The organism is Amycolatopsis japonica, from assembly GCF_000732925.1.
In the GTDB taxonomy this organism is placed as follows: domain Bacteria; phylum Actinomycetota; class Actinomycetes; order Mycobacteriales; family Pseudonocardiaceae; genus Amycolatopsis; species Amycolatopsis japonica.
This window is the reverse complement of record NZ_CP008953.1, coordinates 6,769,648-6,786,267: the sequence shown is the minus strand read 5'-3', so window position 1 is coordinate 6,786,267 and position 16,620 is coordinate 6,769,648. Positions and strand designations below refer to the sequence as shown.

At 69.6% G+C, this 16,620-nt stretch carries 18 protein-coding genes and 2 pseudogenes; 14 read left to right on the top strand and 6 right to left on the bottom strand.

Annotated elements, in window-relative coordinates; translation table 11 throughout:
• The first annotated feature begins 111 nt into the window (after positions 1 to 111).
• From AJAP_RS31355 to AJAP_RS45140, 3 genes are all read left to right on the top strand, one after another.
• Positions 112 to 879, top strand: a complete 768-nt coding sequence (locus AJAP_RS31355) for a class I SAM-dependent methyltransferase (protein WP_038518128.1) — start codon at positions 112 to 114, stop codon at positions 877 to 879.
• 144 nt (positions 880 to 1,023) lie between these two features.
• Complete coding sequence (locus tag AJAP_RS31350; protein ID WP_038518125.1) at positions 1,024 to 1,230, top strand: heavy-metal-associated domain-containing protein; 207 nt, start codon at positions 1,024 to 1,026, stop codon at positions 1,228 to 1,230.
• Between the two features lie 5 nt (positions 1,231 to 1,235).
• Positions 1,236 to 1,364: a CDGSH iron-sulfur domain-containing protein gene (locus AJAP_RS45140; protein ID WP_267284105.1), complete on the top strand. Its 129-nt coding sequence runs from the start codon at positions 1,236 to 1,238 to the stop codon at positions 1,362 to 1,364.
• A gap of 51 nt (positions 1,365 to 1,415) precedes the next feature.
• Here the strand turns inward: AJAP_RS45140 and AJAP_RS31345 are convergent, their stop codons facing one another.
• On the bottom strand, positions 1,416 to 1,697 hold the full coding sequence (locus AJAP_RS31345) for a metal-sensitive transcriptional regulator (RefSeq protein ID WP_016331924.1): 282 nt from the start codon (positions 1,695 to 1,697) through the stop codon (positions 1,416 to 1,418).
• Positions 1,698 to 1,859: 162 nt separating this feature from the next.
• Here AJAP_RS31345 and AJAP_RS31340 point away from each other — a divergent pair, with 162 nt between their 5' ends.
• The 4 genes from AJAP_RS31340 to AJAP_RS31325 are packed head-to-tail and all read left to right on the top strand — an operon-like array spanning position 1,860 to position 5,687.
• Complete coding sequence (locus tag AJAP_RS31340; RefSeq protein WP_037346488.1) at positions 1,860 to 2,141, top strand: metal-sensitive transcriptional regulator; 282 nt, start codon at positions 1,860 to 1,862, stop codon at positions 2,139 to 2,141.
• A 31-nt stretch (positions 2,142 to 2,172) separates the two neighbouring features.
• Positions 2,173 to 2,379, top strand: a complete 207-nt coding sequence (locus AJAP_RS31335) for a heavy-metal-associated domain-containing protein (protein ID WP_037346490.1) — start codon at positions 2,173 to 2,175, stop codon at positions 2,377 to 2,379.
• A 51-nt stretch (positions 2,380 to 2,430) separates the two neighbouring features.
• Positions 2,431 to 3,399, top strand: coding sequence for a hypothetical protein (locus tag AJAP_RS31330; RefSeq protein ID WP_038518122.1), 969 nt, complete (start codon positions 2,431 to 2,433; stop codon positions 3,397 to 3,399).
• A 26-nt stretch (positions 3,400 to 3,425) separates the two neighbouring features.
• Positions 3,426 to 5,687: a heavy metal translocating P-type ATPase gene (locus AJAP_RS31325; RefSeq protein ID WP_038518119.1), complete on the top strand. Its 2,262-nt coding sequence runs from the start codon at positions 3,426 to 3,428 to the stop codon at positions 5,685 to 5,687.
• Positions 5,688 to 5,826: 139 nt separating this feature from the next.
• Here the strand turns inward: AJAP_RS31325 and AJAP_RS31320 are convergent, their stop codons facing one another.
• Complete coding sequence (locus tag AJAP_RS31320; protein WP_038518116.1) at positions 5,827 to 6,354, bottom strand: DUF4396 domain-containing protein; 528 nt, start codon at positions 6,352 to 6,354, stop codon at positions 5,827 to 5,829.
• Entirely contained in the window at positions 6,344 to 6,901 is a 558-nt protein-coding gene (locus tag AJAP_RS31315; protein WP_038518113.1) for a carboxymuconolactone decarboxylase family protein, read from the bottom strand. Before AJAP_RS31315 ends, AJAP_RS31320 begins: the two co-directional genes overlap by 11 nt.
• A gap of 215 nt (positions 6,902 to 7,116) precedes the next feature.
• On the opposite strand from AJAP_RS31315, the gene AJAP_RS31310 reads away from it, so the two are divergent.
• Positions 7,117 to 8,541, top strand: a complete 1,425-nt coding sequence (locus AJAP_RS31310) for an MFS transporter (protein ID WP_038518110.1) — start codon at positions 7,117 to 7,119, stop codon at positions 8,539 to 8,541.
• Between the two features lie 59 nt (positions 8,542 to 8,600).
• Here the strand turns inward: AJAP_RS31310 and AJAP_RS31305 are convergent, their stop codons facing one another.
• Together AJAP_RS31305 and AJAP_RS31300 are read right to left on the bottom strand one after the other, a co-directional pair.
• Positions 8,601 to 9,038, bottom strand: a complete 438-nt coding sequence (locus AJAP_RS31305; protein ID WP_228694654.1) for a YciI family protein — start codon at positions 9,036 to 9,038, stop codon at positions 8,601 to 8,603.
• Entirely contained in the window at positions 9,031 to 11,769 is a 2,739-nt protein-coding gene (locus AJAP_RS31300; RefSeq protein ID WP_038518109.1) for an ATP-binding protein, read from the bottom strand. The genes AJAP_RS31305 and AJAP_RS31300 overlap by 8 nt, the downstream gene beginning before the upstream one ends.
• 236 nt (positions 11,770 to 12,005) lie before the next feature.
• Here AJAP_RS31300 and AJAP_RS44935 point away from each other — a divergent pair.
• The 5 genes and pseudogenes from AJAP_RS44935 to AJAP_RS44920 form a co-directional block, all read left to right on the top strand.
• Positions 12,006 to 12,467 (top strand): annotated as a pseudogene (locus AJAP_RS44935) (ABC transporter permease); the annotation flags it as partial.
• A gap of 141 nt (positions 12,468 to 12,608) precedes the next feature.
• Positions 12,609 to 13,400 (top strand): annotated as a pseudogene (locus AJAP_RS44930) (ABC transporter ATP-binding protein); the annotation flags it as partial.
• Between the two features lie 63 nt (positions 13,401 to 13,463).
• Positions 13,464 to 14,360: an ABC transporter permease gene (locus tag AJAP_RS44925; protein WP_321167134.1), complete on the top strand. Its 897-nt coding sequence runs from the start codon at positions 13,464 to 13,466 to the stop codon at positions 14,358 to 14,360.
• Between the two features lie 28 nt (positions 14,361 to 14,388).
• Positions 14,389 to 15,363 carry a glycine betaine ABC transporter substrate-binding protein gene (locus AJAP_RS31290; RefSeq protein WP_038518103.1) on the top strand — a complete coding sequence of 325 codons (975 nt, stop codon included), beginning with the start codon at positions 14,389 to 14,391 and terminating at the stop codon, positions 15,361 to 15,363.
• 9 nt (positions 15,364 to 15,372) lie between these two features.
• The gene (locus AJAP_RS44920) at positions 15,373 to 15,630 is read left to right on the top strand and encodes a hypothetical protein (protein ID WP_038518100.1); all 258 of its coding nucleotides are present in this window, start codon (positions 15,373 to 15,375) and stop codon (positions 15,628 to 15,630) included.
• Positions 15,631 to 15,782: 152 nt separating this feature from the next.
• Here AJAP_RS44920 and AJAP_RS44170 read toward each other — a convergent pair whose 3' ends face one another.
• A complete protein-coding gene (locus AJAP_RS44170) occupies positions 15,783 to 15,947 on the bottom strand; it encodes a DUF6307 family protein (protein WP_267284104.1) in 165 nt (54 codons plus the stop codon).
• Positions 15,948 to 16,269: 322 nt separating this feature from the next.
• On the opposite strand from AJAP_RS44170, the gene AJAP_RS31280 reads away from it, so the two are divergent.
• Positions 16,270 to 16,578 carry a GNAT family N-acetyltransferase gene (locus tag AJAP_RS31280; RefSeq protein ID WP_228694652.1) on the top strand — a complete coding sequence of 103 codons (309 nt, stop codon included), beginning with the start codon at positions 16,270 to 16,272 and terminating at the stop codon, positions 16,576 to 16,578.
• Positions 16,579 to 16,620: the final 42 nt, after the last annotated feature.

The following is a 16,620-nucleotide window of genomic DNA, read 5'->3' as shown; positions in this document are numbered from 1 at the left end:
CGGTAGATCGCGCCCGGCACTGGGCACAGGGGTCATTCGAACCACCGTTCGTGACCGCGGGATGCGGGCCCGCTACGGTTACCGTGCGGGGCCGACCTTCCAGGGGGACGAATGAGCGAGACGTTGGACGAGACCGTCGCGGGCATCATGGCCGGGGTCAGCACGACGATCGCCGAAGACGACAGCATGTTCGCGGGCAACAACACCGAGCACTACATGAGCGTGTCCAGGGACGCCTTGCGTGCGGTGCTCGCCGCGTTGCAGGTCACGGGGCGGCCGGTACCGAAGCGGGTCTTGGACTTCGGGTGTGGTTACGGCCGGGTGATGCGTTCGCTGCGGGCCGCTTTCCCGGCGGCGGAGCTGATCGGGTGCGACATGGACCAGGCGGCGCTGGCCGGTTGCGCGGAGGCGTTCGGCGCGCGGCCGGTGATCGGCGCCCCTGATGTCGACGACATCGAGCAGGTGACCGATGTGGACCTGCTGTGGTGCGGTTCGGTGCTGACTCATCTCGATGCTCCGAACTGGGGTCCGCTGCTGCGCTACTTCTCGCGCGCGCTGGCTCCCGGCGGCGTCGCGGTGGTCACCACGCACGGCCGCCGGGTGGCGATGCGCGCCGAGGCGGGCAAGGACTACGGGCTGGACGCTCGTGCCACCGACCGCGTGCTCGCCGCGTACAAGGCGTGCGGGTTCGGCTACAACGACTACGCGGGCAACGACGGTTACGGCATCTCGCTCAGCTCGCCCGGCTGGGCGGTGCAGCGCGCCCTGGAGGCTCCCGGCCTGCGTCTCGCCGGGTACGACGAGGCGGCGTGGGATCGCCATCAGGACGTGATGGTGCTGGTGAAGGACGCCGACGAGCTCCTGAAGTCCGACCTGTAAACCCCTACCCCGTATCAGCTGTCCGTGAAGGCCTCCTTGAGGGACCCTGAGTCCCTTAAGGAGGCCTTCACGGACTTTGCCGCGTCCGCACCCTGTGAGATACCCTACGGGGGTAAAGTAACTCGAACCGGAGGGTGAAGGCGGATGGACACCACCGTGTACACGGTCAAGGGCATGACCTGCTCGGGCTGCATGAACAAGGTGACGACGGCGGTGAACGGTGTGGCCGGGGTCAGCGACGTGGACGCGGACATCGCGACCGGTGAAGTGACCGTCGTGAGCGAGGGGCCGGTCGACGCGCAGCTGGTGCGATCCGCGGTCGAAGAGGCAGGCTACGAGGTGGTCGGCTGAAGGCGATGGCCGACAACGAAGTTGAGCCGGCCGTCGTCATCAAGGTCGTGGGCAACGGGCCGTATCAGGCGAAGAAGCCGTTCTGCGACGGAGCCCATGTCCGGACCGGGTTCACGGCGACCAGGGCGGAATGAGAAGCGGGCGGGTGCCGTGAGGTCACCCGCCCGCTCTTTTGTGCCTAAGGGTCAGGAGCGCACCAGGCGCGCGATCGCTTCGGAGGCTTCCCGGATCTTCCTGTCCGCCTCGGGGCCACCCTTCGCGGCGGCTTCGACGACGCAGCCCGCCATGTGCCGCTCGAGGAGTTCGAGCGAGAACGATTGCAAGGCGCGGGTCGCCGCGGAGACCTGGGTGAGGACGTCGATGCAGTACTTGTCCTCCTCGACCATCTTCTGCAGCCCCCGGATCTGCCCCTCGACGCGTCGCAGGCGTTTGAGCTGGCGCTCCTTGTCGTCGCCGTGATCGGCCACGCTCACTCCTCGAGTCGGGATTCGCGGACGTCCCAATCATGCCCGCCCGGGGGCGGTGCGTCGAAGGCGGCTGCCGTGCGAGCGCGTGGTGACATACGCCACCGGGGTATGCCTGTTGCCCTACCCCCCTAGGGTATGTAGAGTCCTCGTCAGGAGGTCGAGATGCACGGATACACGCAAGGCAAGGATGAATACCTGACCCGGCTGCGGCGGATCGAAGGACAGATCCGGGGCCTGCAGCGAATGGTCGAAGAGGACAAGTACTGCATCGACATCCTCACGCAGGTGTCCGCGGCCACGAAGGCGTTGCAGTCGGTGTCGCTCGGGTTGATGGACGAGCACCTCAGGCACTGCGTGTCCGACGCCATCGCCAAGGGCGGCGACGAGGCCGACGAGAAGATCAAAGAGGCGACCGACGTCATCGCCCGCCTCGTCCGTTCCTGAAGCACCGCAACGAATCCGGAGGAGAACAGAGATGAGCGAGACCACCTACACCGTCACCGGCATGACCTGCGACCACTGCGTCCGCTCCGTCACCGAAGAGGTCGGCAAGATCGACGGCGTCACCGGCGTCCGCGTGGATCTGCCCACCGGCGCGGTGACCGTGACCGGCTCCCGGGAGCCCGCTGTCGCGGATGTGCGCGCCGCCGTCGAAGAAGCCGGATACGAGCTGACCGCCTGAGCCGCGGTTCGCTCCCGATCGCGGGCCACGGCCCGCACTAAGGACTTCACGATGAACACAGTTGCGAAGCTCTCCGCCTACGGTGTGGCGCTTGCCCTGGTCGCCGGTGGCGCCTGGGCCGCAGGCACCGCTGTCGGTCCTTTCGCCGGCGCTGCCGGCCTTCCCGGCGGCGAGGACGCCGGGCATGGGGACGCTCACAGCGGCACCGTCGCGGAGGCGGCGCCGACCGACGAGCCCGGCGGGCTCGCGTCGTCCAGGGGCGGCTACACCCTCACGCCCACCACCACGACGCTCACGCCGGGGACGAACCAGCCCTTCTCCTTCAGGATTCTCGGCCCCGACGGCGCACCGGTCACCGCGTACGACGTCGAACACGAAAAGCGGATGCACCTGATCGTCGTCCGTCGCGACACGGCGGGATTCCAGCACGTGCATCCCGAACTCGCGCCCGACGGCGTGTGGAGTGTCCCGCTGGCCCTGCCCGAGGCAGGCAGCTACCGCGTCTTCGCGGACTTCAAGCCGACGGGCGGCTCGGCCTCGACACTCGGTGTCGACGTCGCTGCCGCGGGTGATTTCAAACCCGTCGAGTACCAGCCCTCACGTGTCGCGAACGTCGACGGCTACCAGGTCCGCCTGGACGGCGAGCTGGCGCCGGGCAAAGCGTCGAAGGTGACCTTGACGGTGACCAAGGACGGCCGTGACGTGACCGACCTGCAGCCGTATCTGGGCGCCTACGGGCATTTGGTGGCACTGCGCGGTGGCGACCTCGCCTACCTGCACGTCCACCCGGACGGCGAGCCCGGAGACGGCCGCACGAAACCCGGCCCCACGGTGACCTTCTTCGCCGAAGTCCCCTCGGGCGGGACCTACCGGCTGTTTCTGGACTTCCAGCACCAGGGCAAGGTCCGCACCGCCGAATTCACCGTCGCCACCGCGGGCACACCCGCCCCGGCCGCTTCGGCGCCCCAGAACCAGACCCCACCCCCGGCGGCCGGCGACGGCCACGGCGGACACGGCTGAGGCCGAGCCGGAAAGGAGTGACCACGATGACTTCCGATCTGGACCAGGCCACCACGGCCGAGGTCGAACTCGCGATCACCGGGATGACCTGCGCGTCGTGCGCGATGCGCATCGAGAAGAAGCTGAACAAGCTGGACGGCGTCACCGCCACGGTCAACTACGCCACGGAGAAGGCGAAAGTCACCTACAGCGGGGACATCGAACCCCAGCGGCTGATCGAGCAGGTGGAGGTGGCCGGTTACGCGGCCGCCCTGCCGGCTCCGCCGAAACAGGAGCAGCCGGACGGGCCCGCCGAAGAGGCCGACCCGATCGCGCCGTTGCGGCAGCGGCTCATCGGTTCCGCGGTGCTGTCGGTGCCGGTGATCCTGCTGGCGATGGTGCCGGCGTTCCAGTTCACCTACTGGCAGTGGATCTCGCTGACGCTGGCCGCGCCGGTGCTGGTGTGGGCGGCGTGGCCGTTCCACAAGGCTGCGTGGGCGAATCTGCGCCACGGCGCGGCCACCATGGACACCCTGATCTCGATGGGCACGCTCGCCGCGTTCCTGTGGTCGCTGTACGCGTTGCTGTTCGGCAGCGCGGGGACGCCGGGGATGACGCACGCCTTCGAGCTGACCGTCGAGCGGATGGCCGGGGACGGCAACATCTATCTCGAGGTCGCCGCCGGGGTGACGACGTTCATCCTCGCCGGACGGTACTTCGAGGCGCGGTCCAAGCGCCAGGCCGGTGCCGCGCTGCGCGCGTTGCTGGAGCTGGGCGCGAAGGACGTCGCCGTGCTCCGTGACGGCAAGGAAGAGCGGATCCCGGTCGACCGGCTCGTCGTCGGGGACCGGTTCGTGGTCCGGCCGGGGGAGAAGATCGCCACCGACGGCGTGATCGCCGAAGGCAGCTCCGCCGTCGACGCGAGCATGCTGACCGGTGAGAGCGTCCCCGTCGAGGTCGGGCCCGGCGATGCCGTGGTCGGCGCGACGGTCAACGCGGGCGGGCGGCTCGTCGTCCGTGCGACGCGGGTCGGCGCGGACACGCAGCTGGCGCAGATGGCGAAACTGGTGGAGGACGCGCAGACCGGCAAGGCCCAGGTCCAGCGGCTGGCCGACCGGGTTTCGGGTGTGTTCGTGCCGATCGTGATCGCGCTCGCCGTCGGCACGCTGATGTTCTGGCTCGGGGCCGGCGGTTCGGTCGCGGCGGCGTTCACCGCGGCGGTGGCCGTGCTGATCATCGCCTGCCCGTGCGCGCTGGGGCTGGCGACGCCGACGGCGCTGCTGGTGGGCACCGGACGGGGCGCACAGCTCGGGATCCTGATCAAGGGCCCGGAAGTGCTGGAGTCCACACGCTCGGTCGACACGGTCGTGCTCGACAAGACCGGCACCGTGACCACCGGGCAGATGTCGCTGGTGGCGGTCCACGTCGCCGAAGGTGTCGACGAGGAGACGACGCTGCGCTTGGCCGGTGCGCTGGAGAACGCTTCGGAGCACCCGATCGCGCAGGCCATCGCCCGTGCGGCGCGGGAGCGGGTGGGCGAGCTGCCCGCGGTCGAGGAGTTCACCAACGTCGAAGGCCTTGGCGTGCAAGGGATCGTCGACGGAAAGGCGGTGCTGGCCGGACGCAGCGCGCTGCTGGAGGAGTGGGCGCACCACCTGCCGGCGGACCTCGCGGAGATGAAGGCGTCCGAGGAGAAGGACGGCCGCACCGCGATCGCCGTCGGCTGGGACGGGAAGGCTCGCGCCGTCCTCGTCGTCGCCGACACGGTGAAGCCGACCTCCGCCGAAGCCATCACGCAGCTGCGGGCGCTCGGCCTGACCCCGGTCCTGCTCACCGGGGACAACGAGGCCGTGGCCCGTGCGGTGGCCGCGGAAGTCGGGATCACCGAGGTGATCGCGGAAGTCCTGCCCAAGGACAAGGTCGACGTGGTCAAGCGGCTGCAGGGCGAGGGCAAGGTGGTCGCGATGGTGGGCGACGGCGTCAACGACGCGGCCGCGCTGGCGCAGGCCGACCTCGGCCTCGCCATGGGCACCGGCACGGACGTCGCCATCGAGGCGTCGGATCTCACCCTCGTCCGCGGTGACCTGCGGGCGGCGGTGGACGCGATCCGGCTTTCGCGGCGGACGCTGCGCACCATCAAGGGCAACCTGTTCTGGGCCTTCGCCTACAACGTCGCGGCGCTGCCACTGGCCGCGGCCGGGCTGCTCAACCCGATGATCGCCGGTGCCGCGATGGCGTTCAGCTCGGTCTTCGTGGTGACGAACAGCCTGCGGCTCAAGGGATTCCGCAGCACGGCGAGCCTCCGCTGACGTTGCGAAAGCCACTTTCGCAACCTTCAACGTTGCGAAAGTGGCTTTCGCAACCGGCCCACCGTCGATCAGAACGCTGTGACGACAAAGGGCCGCCCCCGGTACCGAAGCACCAGGGGCGGCCTTTGTCCGTCGTGAATCAGTGGTGGTAAGCGTGCACGACCGCGTGTCCGGCGCCGCGGCCGATGAGCCACTTGTTGACCGGCGTGGTGAGCAGGAAGGCGACGAAGAGGGCGAAGGCGAGCGCGCCCCAGAACAGCCCGCTGGCGAGACCGGCCTCCATCGCGCCGGGGACGACGAGCATCACGCCGTTGTCGATGATCTCCATGACGATGATCGAGACGGTGTCGGCGGCGAGCGCGACCTTGAGGGCCTGCTTGAAACCGACGCCCGCGCGCAGGACACCGCGCATCGTCAGGGCGTAGCCGAAGACGAACGCCAGCGCGACGGCGAGCACGATGGTGGCGAGGTTGCCCCAGCCCAGCGCGGTGCCGATCACCATGCCGAGCACTTCGCCGATGGCGCAGCCGGTGAGGCAGTGCAGGGTGGCCGACGCCGCCATACCCCAGGAGACCTTGCCCGGCCGGTGGTCTTCATGGCCCGCATGTCCACTGTGGTCACCGTGGTGCTGGTGCTCGTGGTGCGAGTGGTCGTGCTCAGCCGACATGATCGTGTTTCTCCTTTGTGGACTGCTCGGCAGGCGCGGGTTCGAGTCCTGCGACGAGATTGAACGAACCGGTGAGCAGGTTGAGGGACACCAGCCCCACCGTGTCGGCGATGTGCTGGTCGCTCCAGCCGTGTCGCCGCAATTCGGCGACGTCCTCGTCGCCGATCGACGACGGTTCGGCGAGGACTCGCACGGCATACGCGATCAGCGCGGCCTCGCGCCGATCGGTGGAGGTGCCCTGGCGGGCCAGCGCGATGTCGTTGTCGCCGAGCCCGGCGGCCCGCGCGGCCCGGGTGTGCGCCTGCAGGCACAGAGCGCAACCGATCCATTCCTGCAGGGCGAGTGAGATCTTCTCGCCGAGCGCCCGGGGAAGCTTGGCCCGCTTCATGGCGCGCGAGAGGTCGAGGTAGCCCTGAAGAAGGGCGGGGGAGTTGGCCATCACGGAGACCATCGGGCCCACCGAGCCACGTCGTTCGATGATGTCGCCGAGCAACGCGGCGGACTTCGACGGCGCGTCGGCCGGATCAAGCGACTTGAGACGCTGCACGGCTCCTCCTCGTCTGTCGGTCGCCGGAACCTTATACCTGTAAGGGGTAACTGTCGACCTACTTGCTGCCGCGCAACGGTTTGCCGCCAAGAATCGTCTGTGACCACCGCTACATTAATACCCCCTGGGGGTACTTGTGCGACGACGTCGATCGGGTCTACCTTCAACTCCGCAATACCCCCTAGGGGTAACAAGATCCTGAAAGGACGGTCGTCATGGCGGAGACAACCCCGGACCCACGACGGTGGTGGGCACTGGGACTCATCGCGTTGGCCCAGTTCATGGTCATCATGGACACCTCGATCATCGGCGTCGCCCTCCCGGCGATGCAGCAGGACCTCGGGTTCTCCCCGGGTGACCTATCGTGGGTGTTCAACGCCTATGTCATCGCGCTCGCCGGGCTGCTCCTGCTCGGCGGACGTCTCTCGGACCTGTTCGGCGCGCGGAGGATGTTCACCGCCGGCTGGGTCGTCACCCTCGGCGGTTCCGTGGTCGCCGCGGTCGCGGGCACCGCCTGGGTCGAACTGCTCGGCCGGGTGCTGCAAGGCGCCGGAGCGGCACTGATCGCGCCGTCCGCGCTGACCCTGCTGATGATGCTGTTCGGCGCGCGTCCTCGCGAACTGACCAAGGCGCTCGCGCTCTACGGTGCGGCGGCTCCCGCGGGCGGCACCGCAGGCGTGTTCCTCGGCGGCGTGATCACCGAATGGTTGTCGTGGCCGTGGATCTTCTGGCTCTACGTCCCGATCTCACTGGTCGCGATCGTGGCGACCGGCAAGCTGATGCCGTCCGCCCCGGCCCGGCGTGGCTCGGTCGACATCGCCGGCGCCATCGCGGCGACCGCGGGCCTCGGCCTGACCGTGTTCGGCGTCGTCCGCGCACCGGAAGCGGGCTGGGCCTCGGCTGGTACGTGGGGCGCGCTGGCCGGCGGTATCGCCCTGCTCGTGGTGTTCGTCGCGATCCAGCGGAAGCGCGAAGTCCCGTTGGTGCGGCTGGGTATCTTCCGGACGCCGAACCTCGGCGGCGCGAACCTGGCGCAGTTCCTGCTCGGCGCGGCGTGGATCCCGATGTGGTACTTCCTCAACCTGTACCTGCAGCAGGTCCTTGGCTACGGCGCGTTCGCCAGTGGCGCGGCGCTGCTGCCGATGACGGTGCTGATCGTCGTGCTGATGGTCGCGGTCGCGCCGAAGCTGATCGGCCGGTTCGGGCCGAAGAAGATGATCATCGGTGGGCTGTGGGCGCTGGCCGCGGGCCTGGTGTGGCTGTCCTTCGTCAGTCCGACGGGGAACTTCGTCGTGGATGTCCTGCCCGCGTCGCTGGTCGCGGCCCTGGGTCAGGCGCTGGCGTTCATCCCGTCACTCGGCACCGCGATCTCCAGCGCGAAACCGGAGGAAGGCGGCCTCGCGTCCGGGATCGTGAACACCTCGTACCAGATCGGGTCGGCGCTCGGCCTGGCCGCGATGACCGCGGTCGCCGTGTCGGCCGGTGCGGGGCGGGCCGGCGACCCGGTCGCGCTGACCGGCGGCTACTCGGCCGCGTTCCTCGGCGCCGCCGGGATCGCGATCGCCGGTGGCTTCCTGGCCATGGCGACGCTGCGCACTCCCAGTGAGGTCGGCGGAGGTGAACCGGCGGTCCGGCGATGACCGGCTGTATCCCCGTGTGGAGGGCGAGACCGATCCCGGTCCGCCCTCCACACGGCGTTTCAGGCAGGGGGCTCCTCCTGGAGCGCACGGACCTCGACCCGGCTCCGCAACGCACGCGAGGCCTGCTTGGTCCATTCGATCGCGACGTCGTCGTTTTCGGCCTCGATGATCCAAAAGCCGCCCAGGTACTCCTTGGCCTCGACGAACGGACCCGGGGTGAGGACGGGGCTGTCGCCGGAGTAGTCCACCGTGGTCGCGGTCGACGGCGGCTGCAGACCACCGGCGGTCACGAACGCGCCCGCCTCCTCGAGGGCGGTGTTGAACGCGCCGACCTCGGCCATGATCTTTTGCAGCTCGGCGGGGTCCATGTCCGCCATCGTCGGCTCTTCGGCGGCGTCGTGGGGGAGGCTCAGGAAGTACTTCGTCATGGTCGTCTCCTCGTCGTCGGTGCTGTGCCGCAAAGCTATGCGGGAGACCCCGGTCGGCGAATCAGTCATCGTGACCGGTATCCGGGGACCGGATGATGCCTGCCAGCTCGGCACGACCGGTGACGCCGAGTTTCGGATACGCCTTGTAGAGGTGGTGGCCGACGGTCCGCGGGCTGAGGAAGAGCTGCGCGGCGATCTCCTTGTTCGTGTGACCGGTGGCGGCCAGCCGGACGACCTGAAGCTCCTGCGGGGTCAACAGGGTGAGCGGGCCGCTGCGCCGGGGCTCGTCGCCCCGCTCGCCGAAAGCGGCCAGCTCGCCGCGAGCGCGTTCGGCCCAGAGCTCCGCGCCGAGGTCCTCGAACGCGGACACCGCCGCCGCGAGATGGGCGCGGGCCTCGGTCCGGCGGCGCTGACGACGCAACCACTCGCCGTAGACCAGCTCGGTGCGGGCGTGCTCGTACGGACCGCCGTGCCGCTCCTGGATCCGCAGCGCTTCGGTGTACAGCGCGTCGGCGTCTTCCGCCAGGAGGGCCTGGCAACGCAACGCGAGTCCGGTGGCGACCGGGCGGTCGACGTGCCCGGCCCAGTGCAGGAAGGCCGCCAACGGTTCGCGGGCGCGATCCGGCTCGCCAGTGCGCACGGCGGCCTCCACCAGATCCGGCACCACGCGCATCAGGAGATCGCGGCTCGCGGGTCCCTGGAACACCTTCTCGAGCCGGTCGGCCGCTTCCTTGAACCGCCGGGCGGAAAGGTCGAGCACGCCGAGACCCCAGTCCGCGATCTCGGCGTTGACCCGGTGCCGGGCCCGGGCTCGCGGGAGCACCTCCTCGGCGAGCGCCCGGCAGCGCGGCTCGTCGCCCGAGACGGCGTGCAACCACACCTCGATCGACCGGTGCGCCAGGCGCTCGGTCGTGTTCCCGAGTTCGGCGGCCACGGACGCGCCTTCCGCCACACACGCGCGGGCGTCCGCGAACTCACCGCGGAACAGCCGCGCGACGGCGAGCACGTTCAGGGTGTACGGGACCCAGCCCAACGCCCCGGTGGCCCGCACCTCGGCCAGCATGTCCTCGGTCCCGGCGACGACGCCGTCGTCGTCCGCGATCATGAGCCCGCCGAACCCGGCCGTGACGCGATGCATCAGGTCGTTCCCGCCGCCGCCCGTGGTGGTGTAGAGGTCGCGCATCGGGCCGACGGCCGCTTCCGGGCGCCCGGCGAAGAGCTCGGCCCAGCCGAAAAGGGCGGTGACGACGGGTGCCCAATGCTCCGGTGGGGTGAACCCGCGCATCAGCTCCGTCGCACGCCGCAGCAGGTCGTGCGCCGCTCCGTGCCGGGCGGCGTGCACGGCCTCGAAGAAGTTGAGCGCGGCGCGCTCCGGATCGGTGTCGCGCACCAGCTCCGCGGCTCCGATCGCCAGCTCCGCGTCGGCCCGAGGGGAGGTGCGTTCGTACTCCACGGCACCACGTGTGTAGATGGCGTCGGCCCGGATGCCGGGCTCGGTGGTGAGCGAGAGCGCTTCGGCAGCCAGCCGGGCGGCGCGGTCGGCCTTGCCCGCGTCGAACGCGGCCTGGCTGGCGCGGGCGATACGCCGGGCCTTCAGTTCGCGGTCGGCGCTGAGCCGGCCGGCGCGGTCGTAGGCGACGGACACCGCCATCGCGCCGCCTCGGTGCCAGGCCCGCTCCGCCGCGCGTTCGAGTTCGGCGGCCACCGTCTCGTCGGGGCTCGTGGTGGCGGCGGCGAGATGCCACGCGCGGCGGTCCGCGTCGGCCTCCAGCGCGTCGGCGTACGCGCGATGTACTTCGATCCGCCGGTGCAGCGGCGCGTCCTGGTAGGCGGCCGCCCGGACCAGCGGATGGCGGAACGTGATCCGGCTGCCGATCCGGAGCAGCCGGTAGCGTTCGGCGGGCGCCAGGTCGCCGGGGACGCCACCGAGCGCTTCGATCACCCGCAGGATCGTCGCGAGCGGCGCCGCCGTGTCCGCCGCCGCTGCCAGAAGCGCGCGTTGGGTGGGTTCGGGAAGCTCGACGATCTGGCGGCGGAACGTTTCCTGAACGCGGCGGGTCACCGGCAACGGACCGACCTGCTCGGCCGGATCGGGCTCGTCGACGTCGCGTGCGGCGAGCCGCGACGATCCGAGTTCGATGATCGCCAGCGGATTGCCGCCGGACTCCGCGAGGACCCGGGCCCGCACCGGTTCGACGAGATCCGGCGCGTGGTCGTCCAGCAACCGGGCGGCATCGGGCGCTCCGAGGCCCGACAGATCCACGACCTCGATGCCGGCCATCTCGAACGGCGCCGACGTCTCGCGCACCGCGAACAGCATCGCGATCCGGTCGGCCACGAAACGCCGGGCCGCGAACAACAGCGCCTCCACGGAACCCTGGTCGAGCCATTGCAGGTCGTCTACGACGCACAGCAGCGGGGCATCCTCGGCCAGATCAGCGAGCAACGACAGGGTGCCGGCGGAGATCAGGAACCGGTTGGCCTCATCTCCTTCGGCCAAGCCGAAAGCACACCGCAGTGCCGTGGCTTGAGGAGCGGGCAGGGCGTCCAACCGAGTCAAATGCGGGAACAGGAGTTGGTGCAGACCGCCATACGCCAGCTCGGAATCGGACTCGACCCCCGCCCCGCGGACCACGCGCACGCCCTCGGCTTCGGCGATCGACACCGCGTGGTCGACAAGGACCGATTTCCCGATGCCCGCCGCGCCCCGCAACGCCAGTACACCGCTCCGTCCGTCGCGCGCGTTCGCCAGCAGACCGTGCACCCGCGCCAGCTCGACGTCTCTTCCCACCAGCGACATGCGGTCACCCTAAAGGGGCGGTCCGGTCGAGCGGCGCCGAATCTTTCAAGTCGAGCTGTGGACAGGAGTACCGCGGACATGTTGGGCTGAGACCGGGCCGAACCTGACGTGGTCGGCTTTTTTCTGCCCCTGCGACGTCGAGGAGCGGCGCCCTGAGCCTGTCGGAGTACCTCCGGGAGAACTGGATCGACGTCGTGAACGACGCGATCCTGCACGTGGATCTCACTCTGGCGGCGATGGCGCTGGCCGTGCTGATCGGGATGACGATCGGCCTGCTCACCTACCGGCGGCGGTGGCTCGGCGCGATGGCGACCACGACGACGGCGGCGTTCCTGACCATTCCGTCGATCGCGCTGCTGGGCATCCTGATCGGCCCGTTCGGGCTGGGGCTGACGAATGTCCTGTGCGCGCTGGTGCTCTACGCGCTTTTGCCGATCACGCGCAACACGATCGTCGGGCTGAGTGGTGTCGATCCGGCCGTGGTGGACGCGGCGCGCGGGATGGGATTCGGCCGCGCGCGGCTGCTGTTCCGCGTGCGCCTGCCGCTCGCCTGGCCGGTGATCCTTTCCGGTATCCGGGTCTCCACGCAGATCACGATCGGTATCGCGGCCATCGGCGCGTACGTCAAAGGTCCCGGCCTCGGCAACGAGATCTTCGACGGGCTCGGCCGGTTCGGTTCGGTCAACTCGCTGAACCAGGTCCTCACCGGAACGCTCGGGATCATGGTGCTGGCGTTGCTGTTCGACCTGGCCTTCGTGCTGGCCGGGAAGCTGACCACACGACGACGTCCCCGTGTCCGCGGAACGGCGGCCCCGGTGACTTCGGGGGCGGCGGCCGGAATGGGCGGCGAGACGATCGAGCTGCGGGGCGTCGGCAAGCACTACCCCGGACGAGCGGTACCGGCGGTCGAAAACCTGACGATGCGCATCCCCGCGGGCGAAATCGTCGTGCTGACCGGTCCGTCGGGATGCGGCAAGACGACGACCATGCGGATGATCAACCGGCTCGTCGAGCCGACTTCGGGCGCCGTCACGATCGGCGGCACCGACGTGTCGGCGCTCGACGTCGACGAACATCGGCGCAACACCGGCTACGTCATCCAGCAGATCGGGCTCTTCCCGCACCTGCGCGTGGACGCCAACATCGGCGTCGTGCCGCGGATGCTCGGCTGGACCCGGCGACGCGTCGCCGACCGCGTGCGCGAGTTGCTCGACGTCGTCGGCCTGACCCGCGAGCACGGTATCCGGTACCCGCGTGAGCTTTCCGGCGGTCAGCAGCAGCGCGTCGGGGTGGCGCGGGCGATGGCCGCGGACCCGCCGGTCCTGTTGATGGACGAGCCGTTCGGCTCCACCGACCCGATCACGCGCGCCCGGCTGCAGGACGAATTCCTTCGCCTGCAACGGGAAGTGCGCAAGACGATCGTGTTCGTCACGCACGATTTCGACGAGGCGCTGAAGGTCGGCGACCGGATCGCCGTGCTGCGGCCGCGGTCGGTGATCGCTCAATACGACACGCCCCAGGCGATCCTCGCCGCGCCGGCGGACGACTACGTCGCGAGTTTCGCCGGCTCGAAGCGGAACCTGAAGCGGCTCGCGCTGATCCGGGTGGCCGACCTGGACCTCTGGCAGGAAGAAGGGCCGGACGGTCTTCCGCCGGTCCGGCCCGACGCCACCTTGCGGGACGTGCTCGACGTGATGGTGCGGACCGGCAGCACCGCCGTCGTGATCACCGAAGGCGTCACCGCGCCGCCGCTGGGGGTGTGCGACGTGTCCATTCTGGTCGCGGCGCTGAGGTCCACCGACAAGGCGCCCGCGGTCCCGGATGTGGAGGAGGTGCCTCGGCCGGACACCACGGTGCCCGCGCGGCCTCGTCGGCGCCGGCTCGGGCTGCTGATACGCCCGGTTCTGCTGACGTTCGCGTTGCTGGCGCTCTTCATGATCGTGCGCGCGCATCCGATCGACTCGATCGAACAGCGTTTCCTCAACGCCGGCGCGATCTTCACCGAACTGGGCGAGCACCTGCGGCTCACCCTGATCTCGACGGCGTGCACGATCGCCATCGCCCTCCCGCTCGGCGTCCTGCTCACCCGCGCCGGTGCCCGCTGGGCCCGGCCCATCGGGCTGGGTCTGGGCAACCTCGGCCAGGCGATCCCGTCGATCGGCCTCGTCGTACTGCTCGCGCTCTGGATGGGCACGGGCACCGCGACCGCGGTGACGGCGCTCGTCGTCTACGCGACTTTGCCGGTGCTGCGCAACACGATCGTCGGGCTCGACGGCGTCGATCCGACCCTTGTCGACGCCGCGCGGGGGATGGGCATGGGCAAGACGGCCATCCTGTGGCGGATCGAACTGCCGCTGGCCGTCCCGGTGATTCTCGCCGGGATCCGGACCGCGCTGGTGCTCACCGTCGCGAGCGCGACGCTGGCGACGTTCATCGACGGCGGCGGTCTCGGCGGCGGGCTCGTCGCCGGGATCGGGCTGGACCGGCCGATCCTGAGCCTGACCTTCGGCATCATCGTCGCCGCACTGGCGCTTTTCGCCGACTGGCTGGGGCTGGTCGCCGAGGAGGTCCTGCGTCCGCGCGGAATGTAGCTCGACCGACTTCAAGGAGGACTCACCCATGCGGATGCTCCGGCGCACGACCGCCGCCGTACTCGCGCTCGTCGCGTCAGCGTCGCTCGCGGCGGGCTGCACCATCGGTAAGGAAGAGACCGGTGCCCAAGTGGGCGCGGGATCCATCAAGAAGATCGACGCGCTGAACGGCGCCCAGATCCGCGTCAGTTCCAAGGAGTTCGACGAGCAGCTGCTCCTCGGCCAGATCGCCATCGTCGCCCTGCAGGCGGCCGGGGCGAGCCCGGAGGACAAGACCAACATCACCGGTTCGAGCAACGTCCGACAGGCGCTGACCAGCGGCGCGGTCGACCTGTACTGGGAATACACCGGCACCGCCTGGATCAGCTACCTCAACCAGACCAAGCCGATCAGCGACCCGCAGGCGCAGTACGACGCGGTCAAACAGGCCGACGCCGCCAACGGCGTCACCTGGTGGGCACGCTCGCCGGCCAACGACACCTACGCCCTCGCCGGAAACCCGGCGACACTGACCCGGACCGGCGTGAAGACGCTGTCCGACTACGCGGCCCTGGTGAACCGGGACCCGGCCGCGGCCTCGACCTGTATGGGCCCGGAGTTCAAGAGCCGGGACGACGGGTTCCCAGGCCTGGCGAAGGCCTACGGGTTCAGCCTGCCCGACCCGCAGGTGCACCTGCTCAACGACGCCGTCGTCTACCCGAGCATCGGCAAGGGGGACCCGTGCGGCTTCGGCTCGGTCGCCTCCACCGACGGTCGCGTGGCCGCGCAGCACCTGACCGTGCTCGAGGACGACAAGCACTTCTTCCCGACGTACAACCCGGCCATCACGATCGCCACTCCGCTCGCCCGGAAATACCCGCAGCTGGAGCAGGTCTTCACGCCGATCGCCGCGAAGCTCGACACCGCGACGCTCACCGACCTGAACAAGAAGGTCAGTGTCGATGGGCAGAAAGCGGCTACGGTCGCCCGCGACTGGCTCAAGTCGGCGGGCTTCATCAGCTGAGTCGTTTGCGTGGTCGGCGAACGAAAAACCCTCCCTGGTCAGCGGAAGTACGAGCTCGGTGACCGGTTCGGCATCAACCTCGGCTGGTCCCTCGCGCGAGTCAGCGACCACCTGGGCGTCAACCACACCACGGTGCTGAACAAGCAGCGCGAACGAGGCATCCCCACCCGAGACCCGTTGTGCAGCGGTGTCGACGCGAACGGCTTCGGACGGGTCACCGTCGTGCAGGCCGTCACCGTGGTCATGGGCGTCGTCGTCGGCTGCTGATCTTCGCCAGCGTGGTCACGCTCGCACTGAACGTGGCAGAGCCCCTTGTCGCGAGCGAATTCGGTAAGGCGGCGTTCGACGCGGTAGGGCCGCTCCTGTTGATCGGATGGTCCGAGGTCCGCCCCGGCCTGTTGCGGCTGGATTCGCGGTGGTCACCAGTCGCCACCACGAACCGGTGCGTTCACCGGATCTTCTCGGGGATCTCTTCGAGCGTCCGCGGCAACCGGATCGCCAGCGCGGGCTTCTTCGGCGGACAGCGGCGAATTCTCCTTCACCGTGTGCTCGACGAGGTTCACTCGCTGCTCGTAACGGGACAAGCACTTCGTCCCGAAGGACCGATGTCACCGCCGGGCGCGGCCGGACGGGTCGTACGCCCGCTTGCCGGACGCAGCAGACCGGCGATGCGGAAAGCGTTCGCTCTCGTCTCCGGAAGCGGGGGCCGGGGTGCACACGGGCTGGCGGAACAAGCTCCCGTACCGGCTGTCCTGGGGTGTGGTGAGCGTTCCGGGGCTGGGTCGCTCCGCGATGGACCTACTACGCCGTCGACCACAGCCCGTCCTACCCGTGGAACTCCGCGACCTGGGAGATCAGCGAAGCCCTGCTGCCACACCTGCGGACAGTCCTTTCCAGACGGTCCACTTGGGACGGAGAGGCCGCAACGACCCGCCCGCCTCCGCGGCACGCTGCCGTCGCCCTGCGGACCCGGCCGAAGCGGCGGTCGCGCTGGTCGTCGACGGCCGTGGCCCCACCCTCGGTGTGGCGGCCCTGCTGCTCCAACAGCTCGTCGTCTCGGCCGAACACGAAGGCGTGCGGATGCTCGTCGCCGACACCGACGCGGAAAACGCGGAAATGCTCGGCGTTTTCGCGGCGCTGGACATTCCGTTCCGACCGGGACCGCAGCGTGAACAGCCCGCTGCCGCGGAACGAAACGCCCCTCCCCCGGAGTAGAATGGACATTGTCCGAGAGCATTTCGCACGCCGGCGATCAAG